Raw genomic sequence first — 23,385 nt, 5'->3', positions numbered from 1 at the left:
GCGCGCCTATAGCCCCTGCGACGGGTTGTCGCAAGCGGCATTGTCGTGGTCAATTTGCGGCTTCTTTCAGTGGTGGCATTTCGGCAACACAAACGGCAGTCGCCGGCGTGCGCTTGCGTGTACCAATGTACCATGGTACACGATGGCCATGGATATAGAGCGCGTGCAGACAGGGGTTCGCCTGGAAAAGCGACTGGTGAAGGTCCTCAAGGCCTTGGCCGAACACCGCGACATGAGCCTCGGCGATCTCATCGAGGGCATCGTGCTGCATGCTTTCGAAGGGCAGACGCCGTTTTCGCCGGCGACGCTCGAAACAATCGGCCAATTGAAGCGCATCTATGGGCTGGAGCTTGGCGCCGCGGACAGCCACCGTCTGGTCGAACGGAAGGGCGAAGGCGGATGACGAGCCATCTTGAGCGTTGCCACAGCATCGTCCTTTCCGGTCCGGTCGATCGCGTCTTTCCGCTGTTCTCGCCGATCGGCGAGACATTGTGGGTGGAGGGCTGGGATCCGGAGTTTCTGCATCCGCAAGGCGGCGAAACGCGGCAAGGCATGGTCTTCCGGACCGCCCATGGTGATGAGACGACTCTCTGGGCCTGCGCTGACTGGGATCCTGTCGGGCATCGTGTCCGCTATGTCAGGGTCACGCCGGATTCACGTTTCGGATTTGTCGAGGTGGCCTGCAATCCGGCGGCTGACGGCGGCACCGAGGCATCGATCGCCTACACGTTCACCGCCCTGAACGCGTCAGGCAGGTCGTATCTGTCGGCGCTGACGGAGGACGCGTTCGCGCGCATGATCCAGGCATGGCAAGTCCGCATCGATGCGTGGCTGCTCACCGACGCGTCAGTCGGTCATCGCCACGACTAGAACGTGACCCGACCGAGCACGCGCAGGCCGTCGCCCTGCGGCTCGACGACCACGGCCTCGCCTTCGCGTGGCGAGACGCCGGTCAGCGCCACGATGTCTTCCAGATGGGTGACCATGACCAGATTGTCGGAGCCGGAATAGGCGCGGATTTCCTTCATGATTGCCGCGATCTGCGCCGCCTTCTGCGTCTCATCCCCCTTCAGGAGATCGAGCGGCGCAAACAGCTCCGGCTCGGCCTCGAAGGCGATGCGCGCGGTGTCGAGGCAGCGGCAATAGCGGCTAGACAGCACACGCTCGATGGGTGCCGCCCGCGCCGCAAACAAGGCGCCGATCTTGCTCGCCTGCTGCTTGCCGCGCGCCGACAGGTTGACCTGGGTGGCACAGCTGTCGATGTCGAAATTGGCCGGATCGGTGGTGCCGGTGACCATAGCATGGCGAAGCAGCACGACATGGCCGCCGTCGCGCAACAGCGCCCAGCCGGCGTCCGTTGCGTGGGCCGCGGCCGGGATAGCGAACAGAAGCAAAGCCAACAAAAATCGAATCATAGGCTATCCTTCTCCGGTTCCCGGCATGGGCTCCGGTGACTCGACATATAGGGACGGTAAAGCCAGCCGAAAGACAAGGCGCGGTCGGACAGAGCCCTACTTCTTCGCCAGTTGTTTCTTCACCAGATCGATCTTCTGGTCGGTCAACGGGATGGGCATCGTATAGCCGGCTTCGGTAAAGCCTTGCTTGGCGTTCTCGAAGAATTCGATCGCCTTTCGATATTCGGCCTTGCCGCCACCATAGCTGGCGCGGTTCCAGTGGATGTCGCCGAGATTGTTCTGTTCGAAGGCCCACTGCATCGGCTGGCTTTCGCGGGTGAACACCTTCAACGTTGCCGTGAAGGCGGCCTCGGCATCGCCGAGATATTTGTCGGTCCGCTGGAGATTGCCGAGGTTGAGAAGGCTCCTGCCGATGCCGTTTTGGGCATTGGCCCAGTCGACGGGTGCGGCTTCGACGGTCAACACTTCAAGTGCCGCCCGCCCTGCGGCGATGGACTCGAGCAGGGTCTTCGGGTCGGCGTTGCTCATGCTCAGCCAGTGCAGCGTCGAGCCAAGGCCGGCCTGGGCCAGCGCCCATTGCCGCGGGTTCGTCTCGCGCTTGTATTCGCGCAACGCATCGCGGTAGGCGGCGATCGCCTCGCCATAGTGTTCCGGCTTGTCGGTCACGCCTCCAAGCAGCTGCAGCGTGTTGCCGAGATTGTAGTGGCTCATTGCCCAGTCGAGCGGGAATTTCCGTCTGACATAGACCTGTCGGGCGGCCTGGAACGCCGCCGCCGACTGTTCTAGCCTGGCCGCGTCGCGGGTGCGCTGGCCAAGCGTCTGGTAGATCGAACCGAGATTGTTCTGCGCCGACGCCCAGTCCATCGGAAAACGCTGCCGGGTAAACACCGTCAGCGCATCGTCATAGGCCGCCGCGGCCTCCTCGAGCGCGCTGGTGCCCAAGTCGAAGCGGGCGACGCCGCTCAGCGCGTTGCCGAGGTTGAGCCGGCTGGTGGCCCAGGAGACCGGGAAGGTTTCACGGGTTCGCACCTCGAGCGCGGCGCGGAAGGCGTCGGCCGCCGCGTTGATCTTTGCCTTGTCGTTGAGCTGGATGCCAAGCGACACAAGCGTATTGCCGAGATTGTTCTCGACCATCGCCCATTCCACAGGCACCTTTTCGCGCGTGTATTCCTCAAGCGCCAGCCGGTAGGCCGCCTCCGCTTGCGTCAGATGCTCGCCGGCGGCCTCGCGCTCGGACAGTGCGTAGAGCGCCAGGCCGAGGTTGTTCTGCGAAGCTGCCCAGTCGAGCGGCACCTTGTCGCGTGGGCGCTTCTCGAGGGTGGCGCGCATTGCCGCCACCGCTTCATTCAGGCGCTTCGGGTCGCTCTCGCGTTCGCCGATCTTCAAGAGCACATTGGCGAGGTTGTTCTGCGCGGCGGCCCAGTTGAGGTCGTCCTTCTCGCGCTCGAACACGACGAGGGAATCGCGAAAAATCTGTGCCGCTTCGTCGAGATGAGCGGTTTCGGTCTCGCGCTCGCCGATGGTCTGCAGCACCACCGCCATGTTGTTGCGGGTGATCGCCCAGTCGCGATTCTGTTCGCCGTTGGGGATAAAGTTCAGGATGATGCGATAGGCCTCGATGGAATGCTGCAGCGCCTCGAGATCGCCAGAGGCATAGCCGAAAGTATTCAACGCCTCGGCTTCCTGGTTCTTGTAGTTCCAGCGCAGCTTGTCGTCCCATTTTTCGGCCAGCGAAAACGCCTTGGCGTAGTCGCCGGCGGCGGACTTATAATCGAAGACCAGCGCCGAGGCATCGGCGCGCCTGGCGTAGATCGCGGCATCGGCAAGGCGCTTCTGCTTGACGAGATCTTCGGCCTCATCGACCGCATCGCCTGTCTGTTCGACCCGGCCGACCGCGCCATCGAGGAATTTGCGCGCCGTCACGATGGCGCCCTGGGCGATGGCCTCGTCGGCGGAAGCGACGAGGCGCTTGATCTCGGGATCGTCGGTGCGCAACGCCGCGCGCTCGGACATCATCTTCTTCAGGCGCTCGGCCTGGGCGTCGAGCACCTTTTGCAGATCCGTCGGATCCTCGGGGATTTTTTCCGTGCCGCGCGCCTTCAGCACGCCATAAAGCGCGTCGAGCGGCACGCCCTCCTGCAGCGAGGCCAGTTCCACCTGTGCCCGCTTCGGGTCGGGCAGGTCGGAAATGGTCAACAGCAACTGCCGCCGCTCGCTGGTGATCAACCCGTCGTCGCCGGTCGGCTCCGGTGGTGCAATACCGAAATAGAGCAGGCGGCGCAGGCTTTCATTGACCCAGGGACGCTGCTTGGCCTTGGTGTCGAGGTAGACCTCCTCGGTCACCATGCGCATGACCGAGCCGAACTCGGTGCCTTTCATCGCCGCGAGGTGGCGCAGCAGGGCGGCCGCGTAAGGGCTGTTTTCGCCAGCCACGCCATCGAGTGCCGGGCGACCGGGTTCGGCGGCAAAGCCGACCACGGTGCCCAGGCTCGCGTCTGTCGCCGCCGCATTGCCGAGGGCCTTGGCACCACGCACCGGTTCCAGTCCGCCGGCGCCAATCGGCGAGGCGGAGGCGGTCGGGGCGCGCCGCACCACTGCGTCCGCCGGAAACGGATTTGTGCGGCATGCATCGAGCAGCACGATCGTCACCGGCACGGTCGTCTTCAAGGCACCCATGACGGCGGAAATCGGCACCAGGGCCGCGTCGGCATCCTTCAGGGAAGATATGTCGGCATCGACCGGCACCAGATAGTTCTCGCCGCCGGCCTCGATGCCATGACCGGAATAGTAAATGAAGGCGACATCGGCGCCTTCGGCATCCTCGGTGAATCGCTCCAGGTCGCGCTTCAGCTTGGCGGCGTCGCGGTCGGTGACGTTACGGGCGTCGAAGCCGAGGTCGGTCAGCATCTTGGCCATGTCGCGGGCGTCGTTGGCCGGGTTGGGGAGGGCGGCGATATGTTCGTATTTCGACTGGCCGATGATCAGCGCCACACCCTTCAGGCTTTTCGTTTCAGCGGCCTGAAGCGCTGTCGCGGCAAGGCAAAACAGGGCAGTGGCGAAAGCTGTCAGCCACGCCTGCCGGAAAAGATTACGCTTCGAAGTTTCGACAAAGGCCATTTGTCGTTCGCGCCCGCCCCGATGATCCAAACCCTCTATAACGCTGCCAGCCGACCATGATCAAATTCAGGCGAGATTGCGCCACGACCGTGGCTCGCCTATCACGGGAAAAATGTCTCCGCTCACCGAAACCGTGCTCTTCGTCTTCAGCCTTGTCGCGCTCGGCTATCTCGCCGGGTTCACAGGCTATCTCAGACCGGCGAGCGGCGAGGGGATATCCGATTTCGCGGTCAGCGTGGCCATGCCGCTGCTGTTGTTCCAGACCATGGTGAACGCCGATTTCCACGGCGTCGCGCCATGGTCCCTGTGGGGCGCCTATTTCGCGGCGGTAGCGATCACCTGGGCCGCCGGCCATCTCGTCACCACGCGGATCTTCGGACGGGATGCACGTGCCGGGGTCGTCGGCGGTGTGTCGTCGGCCTACTCCAATGTCGTGCTGCTCGGTGCCCCCTTCATTCTCGGCATATTCGGCCCGAGCGGCTTCGAAGTGCTGTCGCTGCTCGTCTCCGTCCATCTGCCGGTCATGATGATGGCGTCGATCGTCCTGTTCGAGATGTTCGGCCGGACTGGCAGCGAGCCTATGCACCCCTTGCGCATCATCCGTAGTTTCCTGCGGCGGCTTTTCATCAATCCACTGATCATCGGCATTCTGGCGGGACTGGCATGGCGCCTCAGCGGTGTGCCGCTGCCCGACCTTGCCATGCGACTGGTCGATGCGCTGGCCGATACGGCCGGGCCGGTTGCGCTGTTTGCCATGGGGCTCAGCCTGCGCCGCTTCGGCATTTCGGGGAATGTCCGTCCGGCGCTGGCGCTTTCGGTGCTGAAGCTGTTCTTGATGCCGGCGCTGGTTCTCGCCTTCGTCTGGCTGCTCGGCCTGCCGCCCTTGACGGCCAAGGTGGCGGTCGTGATCGCGGCGCTGCCATCCGGCATCAATTCCTATCTCATCGCCGTGCAGTTCAACACCGGCCAGGCGCTGGCATCGAACCAGATGACCATCGCCACGGCCTGCGCCGCTGTGACGACTGCTTTCTGGCTGACGGTGGTGCTCCACGTTTTCTGACAGGTTATGCTGATATTCAGATAATGCCGGCCTGCGATCTTCCTGCCATATGTCGGCCTGCTCTCGCCTCGGGCTGGCCCAACCCCTATATGCCATGTAGCGATTGCTTGCGGGCCTTGCCCTAGGTAAAGAGCAGTGGCTCCGGCGTGCCGGCTTCAATTCCATGGCGCACGCTCACCGAAGACTTCACAGACCGGCCCGTCAGTGCGCCGAACGGAGGATAGACCATGCTTCAGAAAACCAGCCATTTCATGCGGCAGGCCAATCTCATCAACGGCGAATGGGTGCAGGCCGACAGCGGCCAGACGGTCGACGTCAACAACCCGGCCACCGGTCTCAAGATCGGCACTGTGCCGAAGTCGGGCAAGGCCGAGACCCGCCGTGCCATCGAGGCCGCCGAAGCTGCCTTCAAGTCGTGGCGCAAGACGACCGCGCTCGAGCGCTCGAAGCTGCTGCGCAAGCTGCATGACGCGATGATGGACAATCAGGACGTGTTGGCCGAATTGCTCACCATCGAGCAGGGCAAGTCCCTGTTCGAGTCCAAGGGCGAGATCGGCTCGGCCGCTTCCTACATCCTGTGGTTCGCCGAGGAAGGCCGCCGCACCTATGGCGACGTCGTGCCCTCGCCATGGGCGGACCGCCGCATCCTGGTGACCAAGGAGCCGGTCGGCGTCATCGCCGCCATCACGCCGTGGAATTTCCCGTCCTCGATGCTGGCCCGCAAGCTCGGACCGGCGCTTGCCGCCGGCTGCACCGCGGTCGTCAAGCCGGCCTCGCAGACCCCGTACTCGGGTCTGGCCTGGGGCGCGCTCGCAGAGGAAGTCGGTTTCCCCAAGGGCGTCATCAACATCCTGACCGGTTCGGCCAGCGAGATCGGGGACGAGATCTGCGCCAATCCGCTGGTGTCGAAGATCACCTTCACCGGATCGACCGAGGTCGGCAAGCTTCTCATCCAGAAGTCCTCGGTCACCGTCAAGAAGGTGTCGATGGAGCTTGGCGGCAACGCGCCGTTCATCGTCTTCGACGACGCCGATCTCGAGCGTGCCGTCGCCGGCGCGATCACCGCCAAATACCGCAATTCCGGCCAGACCTGCGTCTGCACCAACCGCTTCCTGGTTCAGGCCGGCGTCTATGACAAGTTCGTCGAAAAGCTCGCTGCCGCAAGCAACGGGTTGAAGGTCGGTTCCGGCCTCGAGGACGGCGTGCAGCAGGGACCGCTGATCGACGAAAAGGCTGTCGAGAAGGTCGAGGAGCTGATTGCCGACGCGACTGCCAAGGGCGGCAAGATCGTCGCCGGGGGCAAGCGTCACGCGCTCGGCGGTTCGTTCTTCCAGCCGACGGTCATCGCCAATGCGACGCCCAAGATGCGCTTCATGAAGGAAGAAATCTTTGGCCCGGTCGCACCGGTGTTCAAGTTCGAGACCGAAGAGGAAGCCATCGCGCTCGCCAACGACACCGAATTCGGCCTCGCCTGCTATTTTTACACCGGCGATCTCGGCCGCGCCTTCCGCGTCATGGAAGGGCTGAAATACGGCATGGTCGGCGTCAATGAAGGCCTCATCACCACGCCCGAGGCGCCGTTCGGCGGCGTCAAGGAATCTGGCCTCGGCAAGGAAGGCGGACATCAGGGCATCGAGGACTACCTCGACACCAAATATGTCTGCATCGGTGGCCTCGGCCTCTGATAGACTAGCTCCAAGCGGGCAGGTCTGTGACCTGCCCGCTTGCGTCGAGAAAACCAGCCGAAATTCTCTGAATCAACTGGCGTTTGCGAGCATGACGAATGAAGGACGGTGAGGTTTTCGGTACGACGCAGGCAGGCGAGCCGGTGCGTCGCTTCGCGATCAGGGGTGGCGGTCTTACCGCCAACATCATCGGGCTCGGCGCAATCATCCAGGATTTGCGCCTCACCGGACACGATGCGCCGCTGGTGCTCGGCTATAACAGTCTGGAGGCCTATGAGACCGACACCGCCTTCTTCGGCGCCGTCGTCGGCCGCTACGCCAATCGCATCCGGGATGGCCGCTTCACCATCGCCGGCCAGCGCTACCAGACCGAACGCAACTTCCTCGACAAGCACACGCTGCATGGCGGCTCGCAAGGCTTTTTCCACCGGCCGTGGACGGTTTCGCTGCATGGCAGGGATTTCGTCACGCTCACGCTGCATGATCCCGACGGCACGATGGGCTTTCCCGGCGCGCTCGACGTCACCTGCACCTACCGGCTGAAGATCCCCGGCACGCTCAGTGTCGAACTCACCGCGACCTGCGAGGAGCCGACGCTGTGCAATCTCACCCAGCATTCTTATTTCAACCTGGATGATGGTGGCGCTGGCGACATCCTCGACCACAGGATGATGCTGAATGCGGGCGCCTATCTGCCCGTCGATGGCGACATGATCCCGACCGGCGTGGTCAAGCCGGTTGACGGCACGCCCTTCGATTTTCGCCAGGCGCGGCCGCTGCGCATGGAGACCGAGGGTGAACAGCTGCCCTATGACCAGAATTTCTGCCTCGCCCCGACGCGCGGGCCGCTCAAACAGGCAGCTTGGACGCAAGGGGCGAGTTCCGGTGTCGAGATGGAGGTGTGGACCACGGAGCCCGGCGTCCAGCTCTATACCGGCCAGTACGTGACGCCGCGCAAGGGGTTGGAAGGGCGAGACTACAAGGCCTTCTGCGGGTTTTGCCTGGAGCCGCAGGTCTGGCCGGATGCGCCGAACCGGCCGTATTTCCCGCAGGCAACGCTGTGGCCGGGCGCGATCTACCATCACGTCACCGAATACCGCTTCCGGCTCCCTTAGTATTTCTGGTCACTCGGTTTCGAACGCCGTCCGCAACGTCTCGAACGGGGCCAAGGCGCCGCGCACCTGTACTACGGCTGCGGCGACGCGGTGCGCGCGCAATACGGCATCCACCGGGGCGTGACCGGCGAGGCGTGCGGCCAGATAGGCGCCATTGAAGGAATCGCCCGCGCCGGTTGTGTCGACGGGTGCGGCGACATGGATCGCCGGCACGTCGTGCGATGTTCCGTTGTCGGCAATCAGTGCTGGCGCCTCGCCGTTCTTGACGACGACCTCGCTGACCAGTTGCCCAAGCCGGGCGGCGGTCGCTTGCGGCGTTGCATCGCCGAACAGCATCTGCTCGTCGGGAAAGGTCGGCAAGGCGATGTCGGTGACGGCAAGCGCTTCGGCGATCGCTGCCTGCGCATCCTCGCGCCGGCGCCAGAGCCGCGGCCTGTAGTTGGGGTCGAACGCGACAGTCGAGCCTGCCGCCCGCGCCCTGGCCACGGCCGCCAGCAGCGTAGCCCGCGCGGCATCGTCCAGAATTGCCAAAGTAATTCCGCTGAAGTAGACAAGCGCCTGATTTTCCAGGTTTTTCGACAATGCCGCATGATCGGAGGCGAGCTGCCGGGCGGCGGCGTCGCCACGCCAGTAAGTGAAGGAGCGCTCGGCGCCGGCCAGCGTGATCGCGTAGAGACCGGGCCGCGCCCCGGCTATGACCGGGCTGGAACCGATGCCGATGCCGTTTTCAGCGAAGAAAGCGATCTGGCCTTGTGAGAAGGGATCGTCACCAAAGGCTGAGACATAGGTTGCTGGCCGCTCAGTGCTCAACGCATGCAGCGCCCACAGCGTGTTGAACGTGTCGCCGGCAAAACCCATGCGCCAGTTCGGGCCGGTCTGGCCCGAGAGTTCGAGCATGCATTCGCCGATCGAGGCGACGCCGTTTCCCGCCATCTACAATCCTCCAGTGATCCCGGTGCTGTAGCTTTTTGCCACGGGCAGCGCCATGCTTGGCAAGCAGGCTTTTTTCCGCCACAGCGTTTTCCCACAGGCTGGCGGGATGCGATCCGTCCGGCAAAACGTTGTCTGCAGAAGAGGAACCGGTTTGGCATCGTTATGGCGTTATCTTCTGGCGGGTCTTGGTCTGGCTGCCTTGCTGGTCGGCATTCTTGCGGTCGTCTATCTGACGGCGCCGCGATCGTGGCAGCCTGCTGGCCCGGATGTCTCGCGGACGAAGAACACCGACAACGGTCTTTTCGTGGCAAGTTTTTTGCCGGAGCGGGGCGTCGTGCGGCAAGGCGAACTGGAATCCTGGCTGCTGACCCTGAAGACAAAGGCCGGCGCGCCGGTGGAGGGGGCCGCGATCGCGATTTCTGGCGGCATGCCGCAGCACAATCACGGCCTGCCGACCAGCCCGCAGGCGACCGACTATCTCGGCGACGGGCGCTATCGGATCGAAGGGGTGAAATTCACGATGAGTGGCTGGTGGCAACTGCACTTCGCCATCTCGGCCACGGCCGGCTCGGACACGGTGCTGTTCAACGTGGTGCTGTGAGCGACCGATGAGGCACTTTCCGCGTTTTCTGGCGCTGTTGGCGGCCATCGTCCTCGTCGGTTGCGGCAAGCCGGATTTCTCCGACGCCGAGAAGAAGACCGTCGCCTCGCTGGCACTGTCAACGCTGCCGTCCCTGAAGCCCGACACCACCAACCGCTTTGCCGATGTGCCGGCGGCCGCCGCACTCGGCTCGACGCTGTTCTTCGATCAGGGGATGAGCCGCGACGGCACGGTGTCCTGCTCGACCTGCCATAAGATCGACCGCCAGTTCCAGGACGACCTGCCGCAAGCGGTCGGCGTCGGCCACACCAACCGGCGCACCATGCCGCTGGCGGGCGTGGCGCGCGATCCCTGGTTCTTCTGGGATGGCCGCCGCGACAGCCTGTGGGCGCAGGCGCTGACGCCGCTCGAAAATCCGCTGGAGCAGGCGGGAAACCGTACCGCCTATGCGCATTACATGAAGACGCGATTCGGCGAACGCTATGAGCGCATCTTTGGACCGCTGCCCGATTTTTCCGGCATGCCGTTGAATGCAAGCCCACTCGGAACCGATGCCGAGAAGGCCGCCTGGAACGCGATGAGCGGCGCGCAGCGCGATGCCATCAACGGCGTCTATGCCAATATCGGCAAGGCTATCGCCGCGTTCGAACGGTCGATCGAGCCGGCGCCGACGCGCTTCGATCGCTTTGCGCTGGATCTCGCCACCGGCGCCGAGGCGAAAGGCGATGCCGCCTTTTCCCAGGAGGAAATCCTCGGGCTGAAACTGTTCATCGGCAAGGCCAATTGCGTGACATGTCACAATGGGCCGCGCTTCACCGACAACAGTTTTCACAACACCGGCGTGCCACCTGTCGCGGATCTGCCGCCCGACCGCGGCCGCATCGATGCGGTACGCCAAGTCGAGGCCGACCCGTTCAACTGCCTGGGCGCCTACCGGGATGGCGACGCCAGTGCCTGCGGCGAACTGCGCTTCATGGTCAAGGATGGGCCGCAGCTGATCCGGGCCTACAAGACGCCGTCGCTGCGCGGTGCCGCCACGCGTCCACCCTATATGCATGCCGGGCAGTTTTCGTCGCTCGACGAGGTGATCGCGCACTATGCAAAGGCTGCGCCCAGCGTTGAAGGGACATCCGAAATCCATCCGCTGGAACTGTCGGATCGCGAACGTGCGGCGCTGGTGGCCTTCCTGAAGACGCTGGCCGAGTGATCTACCTATCCTTGACCGTCTCCATCGCCACGAAGGTCGAGGTCTGGGCGACATGGGGCAGGGCCGAGATGCGTTCGCCAAGCACGCGGCGATAAGCAGCGATGTCCCTGGTGCGGACCTTCAGCAGATAGTCAAAGCTCGACGCCATCATGTGGCACTGCTCGATCTCCGGTACCGCCTGCACGGACCGGTTGAAGGCATCGAGTGCTGCGGATCGGGTATCGGACAGTTTCACCTGGACGAAGGCGACATGACCTTCGCCCATGCGCTCGCGGTCAATGATCGCCTGGTAGCCCCTGATGTAGCCGTCCTTCTCCAGCCGCTTGACCCGCGCCTGCACCGGTGTCTTCGACAAGCCGACCTTTGCCGCCAGTTCGGACATCGAAAGCCGGCCATCACTTGCCAGCGCTGACAGGATATTCCGGTCGATGCGGTCCAATTGGTCTTCTGTCATCGAAAACACAGTCCATATGCCAAATCTAGGCCGTAATGTTAGACCGAATGACCTAAAATGTCGATTTCTTCGGACCGACTGAAATTCGCACTTGTGCTAGCTTGCGCCATTCGGTCCGGTGACCGCCGGCCCGATCCCCTTTGCTCGATCCACGGGACCGCCATGCCGCTAGATACCATCCGCCAGCAGATCCGCGCCAACTATCTGCCCGACGAAGACGAGGCGGTGCAGCGACTTGCCGAGGCCACGGGGCTTTCCGCGAAAGACCGCAAGGCGATCTCGGCCCGCGCCGCCGATCTGGTGCGGGCGGTGCGCGGCTCGTCGGACCCCCGGCTGATGGAAGTCTTCCTTTCCGCCTACGGCCTTTCCACCAAGGAAGGCGTGGCGCTGATGTGCCTGGCCGAAGCGCTGCTGCGCGTGCCCGACACCGAGACGATGGACGATCTCATCGCCGACAAGATCGCGCCGCACGACTGGTCGGCGCATTCGGGCGGTTCGAGCTCCATCTTCGTCAACGCCTCGACCTGGGCGCTGATGCTGACCGGCCGCGTCCTCGATGAAGGCGAGGGCGGCATCGAAGGCACACTGCGCTCCATGGTGCGCCGGCTGGGCGAGCCGGTCATCCGCAAGGCGGTGGCGGCAGCCATGCGCGAGATGGGTGAGCAGTTCGTGCTCGGCCGCACCATCACCGAGGCCGTCAAGCGCGGCCGGCCGATGACGCAGAAGGGCTATCTCTATTCCTTCGACATGCTGGGCGAAGCCGCACGCACCGAGGCCGACGCGTTGCGTTATCATAAGGCCTATGCAGACGCGATTTCCTCGCTCGATTCCGGTTCCAACGGCCCGGACATCCGCCAGAATCACGGCATCTCGGTCAAGCTCTCGGCGCTGCATCCGCGCTACGAGGTGGCGCAGAAGGACGAGATGCTGCCTGTCATGGCCGAGCGGCTGTTGTCGCTGGCGCTGGCCGCGCGGCATTCGCGCATGGGTCTCAACATCGATGCCGAGGAGGCCGATCGCCTCGATCTGTCGCTCGACGTCATCGACCGGGTGCTGGCCGAGCCGGAGCTTGCCGGCTGGAACGGCTTTGGCGTCGTCGTCCAGGCCTATGGCCCGCGTGCCGCCTTTGCCATCGACTGGCTCTACGCGCTGGCGAAGAAATACGACCGCACCATCATGGTGCGGCTGGTCAAGGGCGCCTATTGGGACACCGAGATCAAGCGGGCGCAGACGCTCGGGCTTACCGGTTATCCCGTCTTCACCCGCAAGGCCAACACCGACGTTTCCTACATGGCTTGTGCCAAAAAGCTGCTGTCGATGACCGACCGCATCTATCCGCAATTCGCCACCCACAACGCCCACACCGTCGCCGCCATTTTGTCGATGGCCGGGGACCGCGATTCCTTCGAGTTCCAGCGTCTGCACGGCATGGGCGAGGCCCTGCATGAGACGGTGCGCAAGGCCGAAGGCACGCGCTGCCGCATTTATGCGCCGGTCGGCGCGCATTCCGATCTGCTTGCCTATCTGGTTCGGCGGCTGCTGGAGAACGGCGCCAATTCCTCCTTCGTGCATCAGCTAACTGACGAGGAGGTCGAGCCCGAGGACATCGCCCGCGATCCGCTCGAAACGGTCGAGAGCCAGGGCCCCGCCGCCAATCCGGCGATTGCCCGCCCTTCCCAGATATTCGGCGCTAGTCGCCGCAATTCGAAGGGTTTTGATATCACCGACACGGTGACGCTGGCGGCGATCGACAAGGCCAAGGCTGCGTTCGCCGGCCCCGATCGCTGGCATGCCAAGCCGATCACGCGGGCCGCCGGTTATGGCAAGCAACGGCCGATCGTCAATCCGGCCAAACCCGCGGAAGTCGTCGGCACGGTCAGCGAAGCCGCCGCCAAGCAGGTGGCGACCGCCGTGCGCATCGCCGTGGAGGCGCAGCCAGCCTGGGCAAAGCGTCCTGTGGCCGAGCGCGCCGCCATCCTCAATCGCGCCGCCGATCTCTATGAGGCCAACGCCGTCGAGTTCTTCGCACTGGCCACCCGGGAAGCCGGCAAATCGCTGGCCGACGGTGTGGCCGAGGTGCGCGAGGCCGTCGACTTCCTGCGCTACTACGCTGCCGAGGCGGCCAACGCCGAACCGGGCACGCAGGCGCGCGGCGCCATCGTCTGCATTTCACCGTGGAATTTCCCGCTCGCCATTTTCACCGGCCAGATCGCGTCGGCACTCGTCACCGGCAATTCGGTGATCGCCAAGCCGGCCGAGCAGACGCCGCTGATCGCCTTCCGTGCCGTCGAAATGCTACGCGAGGCCGGTGTACCGGAAGACGTCATCCAGCTTCTGCCCGGCGACGGGCCCTCGGTCGGCGGCCCGCTGACTGCTGATCCGCGCATCGCCGGTGTCTGCTTCACCGGCTCGACCGAAGTCGCCAAGCTGATCGAAAAGCAACTGGCCGAGACCGCCGCGCCCGACGCCATGCTAATCGCCGAGACCGGCGGCTTGAATGCGATGATCGTCGATTCCACCGCGCTGCCCGAACAAGCGGTGCGCGACATCCTGGCCTCGGCCTTCCAGAGCGCCGGCCAGCGCTGCTCGGCGCTGCGCGTGCTCTATGTGCAGAAGGACGTCGAGAAGAAGATGCTTGAGATGCTGAAAGGCGCCATGGAGGCGCTCAGCATCGGCGATCCCTGGCGGATTTCGACCGATGTCGGCCCGGTCATCGACGACGAGGCGCAGACTTCGATCCGCGATTACTGCACGAAGATGGGCCTGCAGGGCCGGCTGATCGCCAAGCTCGAAGCGCCGAAGGATGGCCGCTTTGTCGCGCCGCATGTCTTCCGGGTCAAAGGCATCGAGGACATGGAGCGCGAGGTGTTCGGGCCAGTGCTGCATGTCGCCACGTTCGACGCCGACGAGATCGACGCGGTCATCGCCGCCATCAACCGCAAGGGCTATGGCCTGACCTTCGGCCTGCACACGCGCATCGAGGGCCGCGTGCAGCATTTCGTCGACGGCATCCACGCCGGCAACATCTACGTCAACCGCAACCAGATTGGCGCCGTCGTCGGTTCGCAACCGTTTGGCGGCGAGGGGCTGTCGGGCACCGGGCCGAAGGCCGGCGGCCCGCACTATCTCCGTCGCTTCCGCAAGGGGCCGGAGGCCGGCACGCACATTGCCGAAGGCCACAAGGTCACGGCGACCGAACTTGCCGACAATCTGCCCGATCCGGCGTTGGGTGGCTGGTCGACGCGGCCCGACCGGATTGCCATCCTGAGGAAGCATCTGCGCGGCAAGGGTGCCGCGGCCATTGGCGCCGCCGCCGGCATCGACTTCGGCCAGGTCGACCTGCCCGGCCCGACCGGCGAGGCCAACACGCTGTCGCTGTCGCCGCGCGGACGAGTTCTGTGCCTCGGTCCCGATCAAGACACGCTGCTTGCCCAGGTGATCCAGGCACTCGCCGCCGGCAATGCGGTGCTGGCCGTTGCACCGGGCGCACCGGCGGCGCTGTCTGCGCTGACCGGCAAGGGCCTGCCGCTGGCCGCCATCGACGGCCGTCCGGATCCGGTCGAAGCGCGCTCGCTGCACGTCGATGTCGTCGCCTTCTCGGGCACTCAGGAGGCCGCGCGCATTGTTCGCAAGGTCATCGCCGACCGCTCAGGGCCGATCGTGCCGCTGGTCAGCGAGGTGCTCAACCCGGCGGCCTATGCGCATGAACGCGCCGTCTGTGTCGACACCACCGCGGCGGGGGGCAATGCCAGCCTGCTGGCCGGCTCCTGAAGGACCGGCTGGTCACACCTCTTCGGGTGCGCAGCCGAACTTCAGCAGATTGCCGTGCGGGTCCCGGATATGGAATTCCTTCATGTTCCACGGCCGCACGGTGAACGGACTGAGTTGCCTGACACCGCGCGCTGAAAATTCGGCATGCAGCGCCGGCACCTCGCCGCCCCTGATATAGCAGGACGAAACTTCGGGGAGTTTGCGGTCGTCGCTCTTCCAGAAATGGATTTCGATGTCGCCCCGGCGCACGATCAGATAGTCGTCCATCTCCGGCTCGACGACACCAAAGCCGAGCTCATCGCGGTAGAAATCGCGCGTTGCCTCGATGTCGGGCGAGGGCAGGATCGGAATGCTGCGCGCAGGATCTTGGGCAGGCGTTGCCATCTCAGGCCCCTTCCACGACGGAAAAACCCTCGAATTGCGGATGGCCGAGATAGTGGACTTTCGTGGTGCCGACATTTCTGTGGGCGGCACGGAAATTCTCGGACTTGGTCCAGGCGACGAAATCATCGTGGCTCGCCCACACCGTGTGCGAGGCAAACAGCGTGTAGCCTTCAGTCTCGTTGACCGGGCCACGCAGCAGATGGAACTCCCGGAAACCTTTCATCTGGGCAAGGCTTGAATCGCGGTTCTTCCAGACGGCTTCGAAATCGGCTTCCGAGCCGGTCTGCACCTTGAAGCGGTTCATGGCGATGTACATGGAGGTTCCTTTCATTCGGGTGTTGATGGTTGACGCCGCGACAGTTTCAAAATGGGCCGATTTCGGCCTCGAACGCCAAACTCTTGCTCACGGCCTGTGGTGGAATTGGAGGAAAAGGAGCTGCCTTGCGCACGATGCCGAGCGCGACCTTGTCGAAATTCGGCGATCCAGAGCTTTGCACAATGCGCAGGTCATCAATGCCGCCGCGGCTGCCGATGATGAATGTCACAACGGCATTGTTGCGAGCAGCCAACTGTACCGAAGGCGGGACGCCGCGATTGACACGGCTGAGCTTTCGGAAGACGTCGCCGCGGTAATTGTCTTCCGCCGCGCTGCCTGCCTCCTTCTGTTTCTTGCCCTTGCTGGCCGCCTGCGCCAATCGGTCCTGGCCATTCGCCGTGCCACGCTTCTCATCCGCTTGGCTGGTGCTGGGCGGGGCGGCTGCCGGAGTTGGCCTGGCGCTGGGAATCGCTTGCTGCTCCGGGACGACGGCAGGCTCGGCCTGAACGGTCGGCTGTGCAAGGGTTTCAGTCTTTGCAACGATGCTCTTGTCATCGGTGCGCGGGGCTGTCGCCACCAGAATGTCCGGCGTGACGGAAGGCTGTTTGACAGGCGCTGACAAAGGCTCGACCGGCTGTTTGGCGGTTTCTTGAACAGGTTGAGACGGCTCTGTTGGTGTCGTCGGCCTGGCCGCCTTTGAAGGCTCTGATTTGGTCGGCCGTGGATTGGGCACCAGCTTGACATTTACAGCCGCCGGATCCTGGTCCAGTGCGCTGCCGACCACCTTGTCTCCGGACTGATCGCTGCCCTCCGACCGCATGGCATCCTGGGAATCGAATGTCCCCGAGGGCGAAATCAGAAAACCCGCCGCCACCGCCGCATGGAGCAGGCAGGAGACGATGATCGCCGCCGTCCATCTGCGGTTCCAGGCCGATGGCCGCGGCGGCGCAAGCGGCTCGGTTGGCACGATCGCCAGTTCGGCGCCGGGTTCGGGGAGGGGACTGATGTCACGCATGTCGCGGGACGAGACCTGCAGCGACCCGTGCGGACTTGTCAAATCAAGATCGCTTGGTCCAAACGACAAGCCGGCCAGGGGCCGTGCCACCGTGCTTTGCAGGAATGCGGGATGCAGTCCCATCTCAGACGCCGAAGGCGATACCGGTCTTGGTGTCGGTCTTCAGCTTGCGCATGCAGGCGTTCGGATCGACGGCTGTGCCGGCGCATTCCGTCGCGCTGTTGATCAGCACACGGCTGACCTTGGCGCAGTCGGTGCCGGCCAGATCGAAGCGTGTCACCTTGGTCTTGCCCGCAGGCAATTCCTTGAAGTCGAGCACGGTCAGCCGGTCGACGATGCCTGCCTCGTTGAACAGGGCGATCTCGAACGCCGCCTTGGAGAGGTCGGCGCCGAGGTTGTTGCTGACCACGAAGGTCAGGCGGCAGCCCTTGTCGGAGGCTTGCGCGCCGTTGAGTTCGAGGGCCAGCGCGGGAACCGGCGCGGACTGCTCAGGCCATGCCGGAACCATCGCAAGCGACATCGCCAACGTCGAGGTCAGCAGACGAAGGGATGTCCTCAAGCTCGCCATTGCCGTCAGCCTCCAAATCGCATCGTTGCCGCCAGCTTCAGGGTTATGCCCGGTTCGTAGACAGCAACCGTCGTGCTGCCGTTCAACGGGTTGGCGTATTTGACATCGAACAGATTGTCGGCGCGGAAATCGACCTTCAGATTGTCGGTCGCCTGATAGCTGGCGAAGGCGTTGACCAGCGTATAGTTCTTGGCCACTGCATTGCCTTTCGGCTTGCCATTGTACTGCACTTCGCCACCGACGGTCAGCTTGTCCTCGAGGAAGCGCAGGCCGAGTTGAGCCGTGACCTGAGAGGACGGGATGGTGGCAAGGTCTGCCCGGTCGCCTTCATAGGATATGGTGTGACCATTGATGATGGAGGCGGAAAGTCCGGCGTAGCCCCATGCCGCATCGTAAACCCCCTCCATCTCGAAGCCGTCGATCTTGGCCTTGGCAAAATTCTGGTACTGGAAGCAGATCGGGATGCCTGGGCCGAACGGGCAGCCGCTGGTCGGGTCGAACGGCGACAGCGTCACGCCGTCGATATAGTCATCGACATTGTTGTTGAAATAGGCCGCCTTGATGCGAAGCGCGTCGCCGGCCTCCAGGATGTCATTTTGCTTGTAGTTGACGCCGAATTCCGTCGTCTTGCCGGTTTCAGGCCGCAGATTGGGATTGGGCAGGAACGGGAAGGAAACACCGGCCGGATGGTTGCCGCTGATCAGCGTCTCCGTCAGCGAGGGAGAACGGTAGCCTTCCGCATAGGTGCCATAGAATTGCAGGCCGGCAAGGCCAGCGCTTTCGAAGGGCGAGACGCCGACAGTGATGCGCGGCGACACTCTATCGCCGGAAGTCTCGTGGGTATCATCCTTCAAGCTGTAGTTGTCGTAACGCAGGCCGGCGATGACTTCGAGCCACTCCCAGGTGAGCTTGTCCTGGACATAGGCGCCGGAAACGTTGCGCTTGCCGGAAGGCGTGTAGAAGCTGTCACCACCGGCCGTGCCGCCGGTCTCGACGTTGTCGCCCGCCCAGTCACCGCCGTAGGTCAGTTCGTGCGCGACGCCGGCGGTCTCGAACCTGGACGTGTTCCAGATGTCGATGCTGGTCGTGCCGACATTGAAGGTCGAGGTCGAACCTGTCGGCAGCACCACAGGCAGGCCGGTGACCGGATCAAAGCGTTTTAGCGGGACGAGGCTCTTCAGGTCGAGGTTGGTCTTTTTGTAGGAGGTGTTGATGTGGAGATCGAGCCAGCTCTTGTCTTCGTCGGTGATGTTGTAGCGGGCTGTGAAGGTGTTCGACTTCAGGTCCACATCATTCACCGGCGCGCCACCGCTGATCTCGTTCCAGCCATCGCTTGAGCCGACCCAGCCGAGCTTCAGCTCACTGTTGTCGGTCGTTCGGATGGTGGTCTTGAGCAGGCCGCTGAGCACGTCGAAGCCAGTGCCCTTGGCGGTATCGCCATCGCCATCCTTGTAGTCGTTATAGTTGCGGTAGACGATGTTGCCGAGCGCATCCCAGTTCTCGTTGAAGCGATAGGCGCCGGATGCGCTGGTGGTCCAGCCCTTGCCATTGCTCTCATAGCGCCCGGTGACGGAGCCAGCCCATGTCTCGTTCGGCTTGAGGAAATCCTCGGCATCCTTGGTGTCGAAGAAGACCACGCCGCCGATGGCGCCCGAGCCATAGGTGTTGGCGACAGGACCGCGGATCACGTCGACGGAGTTGACGAGCTCAGGATCGATGTAGAAGGTCGACTGCGTGCCGTGGTCGGAACGCTGGAAATTCTGGCGGGCGCCGTCGACGATAACCGCGACGCGACCGAAATCCTGCAGGCCACGGATGTTGATGCTGGTGCTGACACGCCTGGCGTCGGCCTGCGCCGCGACACCGGGCACACCAAGCAGCATCTCGTTCGGCGTCGTCGCCATGCGGCGGTCGAGCTGTTCCTGGTCGATATGGCTGGCCGAAGCCAGCGATTCGATCGCTGTCTCGCCGGTGCGGCTCAGCACCAGGATCTTGTCGAGCAGTGTTACGCCCGCCGGGGCGGGCTTTGCCTCTTCCGCCTTCGGCGATTCCGCCGCTTGCTGGGCGCTGGCTGGTGGCGCCAGCAAAGCGACTGCCGCGACGCTTGCCAGCAAGGCTGCCATTGCTCTTGCCGTGGATCGCCCGCCAAGACCCTCATCAAACGGGCCAGTGTCAAACCGGCCGCGCCATTCCCAATTCATCAACCCCATGCCCCAACTCCAAAGTCCAGGTTCGGTGCTGGCTGGCCTGGGGCTCGCTGGCGTTTTTTGATCGTGTCCGGCGTCTTAAATGTTGACTCATTTACTCCGGTATTGCACTGACTAGTAAACATGATTATTCAAGTCAAGAAATGAATCGGCATTTATGCAGGCCTAGCCAGGCGCCCGGCACAGGAAAGGGATCGATCCAGATGAACACGCACAATCCCAATGACTTTCGCTATCGCGTCCGTCGTTCCGACGACACCTCCACCCGTTTCGACCGGGTTCCGCTGGCGGTGCGAACGCTGTCCAGCAACACCCTGTTCCAGGGCGAGCACGAGATCGGCATCGAGCATCATGGCGCGCTCTACCGGCTGAAGATCACCCGCCAGGGCAAGCTCATTCTCAACAAGTAAGGCAAGGCAGTAGGGACGAAACATGGACCAGCGCGTAAAACCCGCCCCGCATGAAATCCGGCGGGCACGGACAGAGAATCCGAAGACGCGCGAGCGTGATCTGGCTGCCCAGCTCGGCATTTCGGAGGCCGAGCTCATCGCCGCGCATTGCGGCGACGGGGTTGTCCGCATCGAGCCGCGCGTCAACGATCTCCTGACCGGCCTCGAAGCCGTCGGCGAAGTCATGGCCTTGACCCGCAACGAAAGTGCGGTGCACGAGAAGATCGGCGTCTACGACAAGATCGTCACCGGCAACCACAATGCCATGGTGCTCGGCGAAAACATCGATCTGCGCATCTTCCCGAAAGTCTGGGCGCACGGCTTTGCCGTGGAAAAGCGCGATGGCGACGACATTCGCCGCAGCCTGCAGTTCTTCGACGCGGCGGGCGAGGCGGTGCACAAGGTGCATCTGCGGCCTGCCTCCAGTCTCTATGCCTACCAAAAGCTGGTCGCCGCGCTCGAATCGTCGAACCAGGAGCCGACGATCGACATTTCTGGACACGTCCCCGACGACGAGGTCCATGGCGGGGAAACCACCGCCAATCTTGACGATTTGCGCGACCGCTGGAGCCGGCTGACCGACGTGCACCAGTTCTTCGGCATGCTGAAGACGCTGAAGCTCAGCCGCCGGCAGGCGGTGCGTATGGTCGGCCAGGACTATGCCTGGCGGCTCGACAATGACGCCGTCCGCGCCATGTTCCATCATGCCGCCGAGGGCGAGATGCCGATCATGTGCTTTGTCGGCAATCGCGGCTGTATCCAGATCCATTCCGGTTCGGTCAAATCCATCAAGCCGATGGGGCCATGGATCAACGTACTGGACGAGACCTTCCACCTGCACTTGCGAACCGACCACCTCCATGAGGTCTGGGCGGTGCGCAAGCCGACCAAGGACGGTCACGTCACCTCGCTCGAAGTCTATGATGCCGACGGCAAGATGATCATCCAGTTCTTCGGCAAACGCCACGAAGGCGAGAGCGAGCGCGACGACTGGCGATTCCTGGCGGAACACCTGCCGCGCATCCCTAGCCCGACCGCAGCCTGAGGATGATACCTATGGTTTCCTTTTCCAGACTGGCGCCTGTTCTCAGGCTGGCGCTTGGACCGGCAATCGGTCTCTCCCTGGCTTTTGTCGCCTTGCAACCCGGCAACGCCGCCGAGGGTGCGACCGTCTTTGCCGATCGCTCGAAGATAGTTGCCATTGGCGGCTCCATCACCGAGATCGTCTACGCGCTCGGCGAGGAGAAGCATCTGGTGGCTCGCGATTCCACCAGCCGGTATCCGAAGGCCGCACTTGATCTGCCTGATGTCGGCTACATGCGCCAGCTGTCGCCGGAAGGTGTGCTGTCGGTCAACCCGACCGGCATCCTTGCGCTGCACGGCAGCGGTCCCAGGGAAGCCGTCGATGTGCTGAAGAAGGCGAGTGTCCCGTTCATCGAAGTGCCCGAACACTATAGCCACGAAGGCATCCTGGAGAAGATCCGCATCGTCGGCAAGGCACTCGGCGTCGACGCCAAGGCCGAGGTGCTGGCCAGGGAGCTTGATGCCAAGCTCACCGCGGCCGAAAAGCAGACGGCCTCGATCAAGCAGCGCAAGCGCATCCTGTTCGTGCTGTCGATACAGGGCGGCAAGATCCTGGCCGCCGGCAGCGAGACCGCCGCCGATGGCATGGTCAAGCTGGCGGGCGGGGGCAATGCCGTGGAAGGCTTTTCCGGCTACAAGCAAATGTCCGACGAGGCGATCATCACCGCCAGGCCGGACGTGATCCTGATGATGAGCAATGCCGGGCCTCCGGTATCGGACGACGAATTGTTCGCCAATCCGTCCATCGCCTCGACGCCGGCGGGTGCCGCACGCAAGCTGATCCGCATCGACGGCGCCTATCTGCTCGGCTTCGGGCCGCGCACGGCCGATGCTATCCACGATCTCGCCGTCTCGCTTTATGGCGGGCAGGTCACGGATTGAGCGGGCAGATCATGGTCGATCAATCAATGGCCGGCCCGGTGAAGGTGATGGCGGGTGCATCCGACGGCGATCGCTCGGATCGCGCCCGCATCGTCACTCTTCTCCTGTGCCTGGGGCTCGTCATCGCCGTGCTTTTGTCGCTGACGTCCGGAGCATCGGACGCATCGGCCGTCAATGTCATCAGCGACTGGCTGTTCGGCACCGTGCCTGATAACGCCGCGTTGAGGGCCCGCGACAGCCTGATCGTCTACGACATCCGCCTGCCGCGCATCATCCTGGGCATGCTGGTCGGCGCAGCACTTGCCGTCTCCGGCGCTGTCATGCAGGGGCTGTTCCGCAATCCGCTCGCCGATCCCGGCCTGATCGGCGTTTCGGCCGGGTCCAGCCTCGGCGCGGTTGCCGTCATCGTGCTCGGTGCCACGGTGCTGGCGCCGGTGACGGCCTGGTTTGGCACGCTTGCGCTGCCATTGGCGGCATTCTGTGGCGGGCTCGCCACGACATTGGTGCTCTACCAGGTTGCCACGCGACGGGGACAAACCTCGGTTGCCACCATGCTGCTCGCCGGCATCGCGCTGGCGGCGCTTGCCATGGCGCTGACCGGCATCCTGATCTTCATGGCCGACGACCGCCAGTTGCGCGACCTGACCTTCTGGCAACTCGGATCGCTCGGTGGCGCGACCTGGGCGAAGATCGCTTCGGTCGGACCGATCATCATGCTGGCGCTGGTGGCGATGTCGTTCCTGGCGCGCGGCCTCAACGCACTGGCGCTGGGCGAGGCGACCGCCGGCCATCTCGGCATTCCGGTGCAACGGCTGAAGTACACGGCCATCATCGGTGTCTCGGCGGCGGTCGGTGCATCCGTCGCCGTCAGCGGCGGCATCGGTTTCGTCGGCATCGTCGTACCGCATTTGCTGCGGCTGCTGATCGGTCCCGACAATCGCTACCTGCTGCCGGCATCGGCGCTGCTCGGCGCCTCGCTGCTGCTGCTGGCCGACGCCGTCGCGCGCACCATCGTGGCGCCGGCTGAATTGCCGATCGGCATTGTCACCGCGATCGCCGGTGCGCCGTTCTTCCTGTCGATACTGCTGCGCAAGCGCGGCGTCGTTGATTTGTGATTTAGGGA

Annotated in this window: 21 protein-coding genes; 12 read left to right on the top strand and 9 right to left on the bottom strand. The window is 63.8% G+C overall.

Going from position 1 to position 23,385, the window contains the following annotated elements; translation table 11 throughout:
- Positions 1–142: 142 nt before the first annotated feature.
- The gene (locus AC1D08_RS08430; RefSeq protein ID WP_477422947.1) at positions 143–403 is read left to right on the top strand and encodes a hypothetical protein; all 261 of its coding nucleotides are present in this window, start codon (positions 143–145) and stop codon (positions 401–403) included.
- Complete coding sequence (locus AC1D08_RS08425) at positions 400–870, top strand: hypothetical protein (protein ID WP_457150921.1); 471 nt, start codon at positions 400–402, stop codon at positions 868–870. Before AC1D08_RS08430 ends, AC1D08_RS08425 begins: the two co-directional genes overlap by 4 nt.
- On the opposite strand, the gene AC1D08_RS08420 is transcribed toward AC1D08_RS08425, so the two are convergent.
- Both AC1D08_RS08420 and AC1D08_RS08415 read right to left on the bottom strand, forming a co-directional pair.
- Positions 867–1,415, bottom strand: a complete 549-nt coding sequence (locus tag AC1D08_RS08420; RefSeq protein ID WP_457150920.1) for a histidine phosphatase family protein — start codon at positions 1,413–1,415, stop codon at positions 867–869. The two genes, AC1D08_RS08425 and AC1D08_RS08420, sit on opposite strands and share 4 nt — an antisense overlap.
- A 96-nt stretch (positions 1,416–1,511) precedes the next feature.
- Positions 1,512–4,532: a caspase family protein gene (locus tag AC1D08_RS08415; protein WP_477422945.1), complete on the bottom strand. Its 3,021-nt coding sequence runs from the start codon at positions 4,530–4,532 to the stop codon at positions 1,512–1,514.
- 112 nt (positions 4,533–4,644) lie between these two features.
- Between AC1D08_RS08415 and AC1D08_RS08410 the strand changes: the two genes are divergently transcribed.
- The 3 genes from AC1D08_RS08410 to AC1D08_RS08400 all read left to right on the top strand — a co-directional run bounded on the left by AC1D08_RS08410 (position 4,645) and on the right by AC1D08_RS08400 (position 8,392).
- Positions 4,645–5,592 (top strand): AEC family transporter, encoded by a 948-nt coding sequence (locus tag AC1D08_RS08410; RefSeq protein WP_457150918.1) that lies wholly within the window; start codon positions 4,645–4,647, stop codon positions 5,590–5,592.
- Positions 5,593–5,819: 227 nt separating this feature from the next.
- A complete protein-coding gene (locus tag AC1D08_RS08405) occupies positions 5,820–7,277 on the top strand; it encodes an NAD-dependent succinate-semialdehyde dehydrogenase (protein WP_095087470.1) in 1,458 nt (485 codons plus the stop codon).
- A 98-nt stretch (positions 7,278–7,375) separates the two neighbouring features.
- Positions 7,376–8,392: an aldose epimerase family protein gene (locus AC1D08_RS08400; protein ID WP_477422943.1), complete on the top strand. Its 1,017-nt coding sequence runs from the start codon at positions 7,376–7,378 to the stop codon at positions 8,390–8,392.
- A gap of 9 nt (positions 8,393–8,401) precedes the next feature.
- On the opposite strand, the gene AC1D08_RS08395 is transcribed toward AC1D08_RS08400, so the two are convergent.
- The gene (locus tag AC1D08_RS08395; protein WP_457150916.1) at positions 8,402–9,325 is read right to left on the bottom strand and encodes a sugar kinase; all 924 of its coding nucleotides are present in this window, start codon (positions 9,323–9,325) and stop codon (positions 8,402–8,404) included.
- Positions 9,326–9,476: 151 nt separating this feature from the next.
- Between AC1D08_RS08395 and AC1D08_RS08390 the strand changes: the two genes are divergently transcribed.
- Together AC1D08_RS08390 and AC1D08_RS08385 are read left to right on the top strand one after the other, a co-directional pair.
- Positions 9,477–9,926 carry a FixH family protein gene (locus tag AC1D08_RS08390; RefSeq protein ID WP_457150925.1) on the top strand — a complete coding sequence of 150 codons (450 nt, stop codon included), beginning with the start codon at positions 9,477–9,479 and terminating at the stop codon, positions 9,924–9,926.
- Positions 9,927–9,933: 7 nt separating this feature from the next.
- The gene (locus AC1D08_RS08385; protein ID WP_477394685.1) at positions 9,934–11,133 is read left to right on the top strand and encodes a cytochrome-c peroxidase; all 1,200 of its coding nucleotides are present in this window, start codon (positions 9,934–9,936) and stop codon (positions 11,131–11,133) included.
- A 1-nt stretch (position 11,134) separates the two neighbouring features.
- Here AC1D08_RS08385 and AC1D08_RS08380 read toward each other — a convergent pair whose 3' ends face one another.
- Positions 11,135–11,587: an Lrp/AsnC family transcriptional regulator gene (locus tag AC1D08_RS08380; RefSeq protein ID WP_027029407.1), complete on the bottom strand. Its 453-nt coding sequence runs from the start codon at positions 11,585–11,587 to the stop codon at positions 11,135–11,137.
- Between the two features lie 162 nt (positions 11,588–11,749).
- Between AC1D08_RS08380 and putA the strand changes: the two genes are divergently transcribed.
- On the top strand, positions 11,750–15,358 hold the full coding sequence (gene putA / locus AC1D08_RS08375) for a bifunctional proline dehydrogenase/L-glutamate gamma-semialdehyde dehydrogenase PutA (protein WP_457150914.1): 3,609 nt from the start codon (positions 11,750–11,752) through the stop codon (positions 15,356–15,358).
- A 12-nt stretch (positions 15,359–15,370) separates the two neighbouring features.
- Here the strand turns inward: putA and AC1D08_RS08370 are convergent, their stop codons facing one another.
- Genes AC1D08_RS08370 through AC1D08_RS08350 form a run of 5 tightly spaced genes read right to left on the bottom strand, consistent with a single transcriptional unit; the run spans position 15,371 to position 19,851 of the window.
- Positions 15,371–15,742: a bleomycin resistance protein gene (locus AC1D08_RS08370; RefSeq protein WP_457150913.1), complete on the bottom strand. Its 372-nt coding sequence runs from the start codon at positions 15,740–15,742 to the stop codon at positions 15,371–15,373.
- Between the two features lies 1 nt (position 15,743).
- On the bottom strand, positions 15,744–16,058 hold the full coding sequence (gene hmuQ / locus AC1D08_RS08365) for a heme-degrading protein HmuQ (protein WP_457150912.1): 315 nt from the start codon (positions 16,056–16,058) through the stop codon (positions 15,744–15,746).
- Positions 16,059–16,104: 46 nt separating this feature from the next.
- A complete protein-coding gene (locus AC1D08_RS08360; protein WP_457150911.1) occupies positions 16,105–17,196 on the bottom strand; it encodes an energy transducer TonB family protein in 1,092 nt (363 codons plus the stop codon).
- A gap of 1 nt (position 17,197) precedes the next feature.
- Positions 17,198–17,641, bottom strand: a complete 444-nt coding sequence (locus AC1D08_RS08355; protein WP_457150910.1) for a hypothetical protein — start codon at positions 17,639–17,641, stop codon at positions 17,198–17,200.
- A gap of 5 nt (positions 17,642–17,646) precedes the next feature.
- A complete protein-coding gene (locus AC1D08_RS08350; RefSeq protein ID WP_477422941.1) occupies positions 17,647–19,851 on the bottom strand; it encodes a TonB-dependent hemoglobin/transferrin/lactoferrin family receptor in 2,205 nt (734 codons plus the stop codon).
- 200 nt (positions 19,852–20,051) lie between these two features.
- Here AC1D08_RS08350 and hemP point away from each other — a divergent pair, with 200 nt between their 5' ends.
- From hemP to AC1D08_RS08330, 4 genes are read left to right on the top strand one after another with little or no spacing between them, the layout of a single operon-like run.
- Complete coding sequence (gene hemP / locus AC1D08_RS08345) at positions 20,052–20,258, top strand: hemin uptake protein HemP (RefSeq protein ID WP_457155520.1); 207 nt, start codon at positions 20,052–20,054, stop codon at positions 20,256–20,258.
- 22 nt (positions 20,259–20,280) lie between these two features.
- Positions 20,281–21,342 carry a hemin-degrading factor gene (locus AC1D08_RS08340; protein ID WP_477227489.1) on the top strand — a complete coding sequence of 354 codons (1,062 nt, stop codon included), beginning with the start codon at positions 20,281–20,283 and terminating at the stop codon, positions 21,340–21,342.
- Between the two features lie 11 nt (positions 21,343–21,353).
- Positions 21,354–22,262: a heme/hemin ABC transporter substrate-binding protein gene (locus AC1D08_RS08335; protein WP_457154134.1), complete on the top strand. Its 909-nt coding sequence runs from the start codon at positions 21,354–21,356 to the stop codon at positions 22,260–22,262.
- Positions 22,263–22,273: 11 nt separating this feature from the next.
- On the top strand, positions 22,274–23,377 hold the full coding sequence (locus AC1D08_RS08330; protein WP_457154135.1) for a FecCD family ABC transporter permease: 1,104 nt from the start codon (positions 22,274–22,276) through the stop codon (positions 23,375–23,377).
- Positions 23,378–23,385 lie beyond the last annotated feature (8 nt).

The sequence above is a fragment of the Mesorhizobium sp. P2_E6 genome (assembly GCF_056403835.1).
The sequence above is the reverse complement of the archived record's forward strand: the minus strand, read 5'-3'. Positions and strand labels throughout refer to the sequence as shown.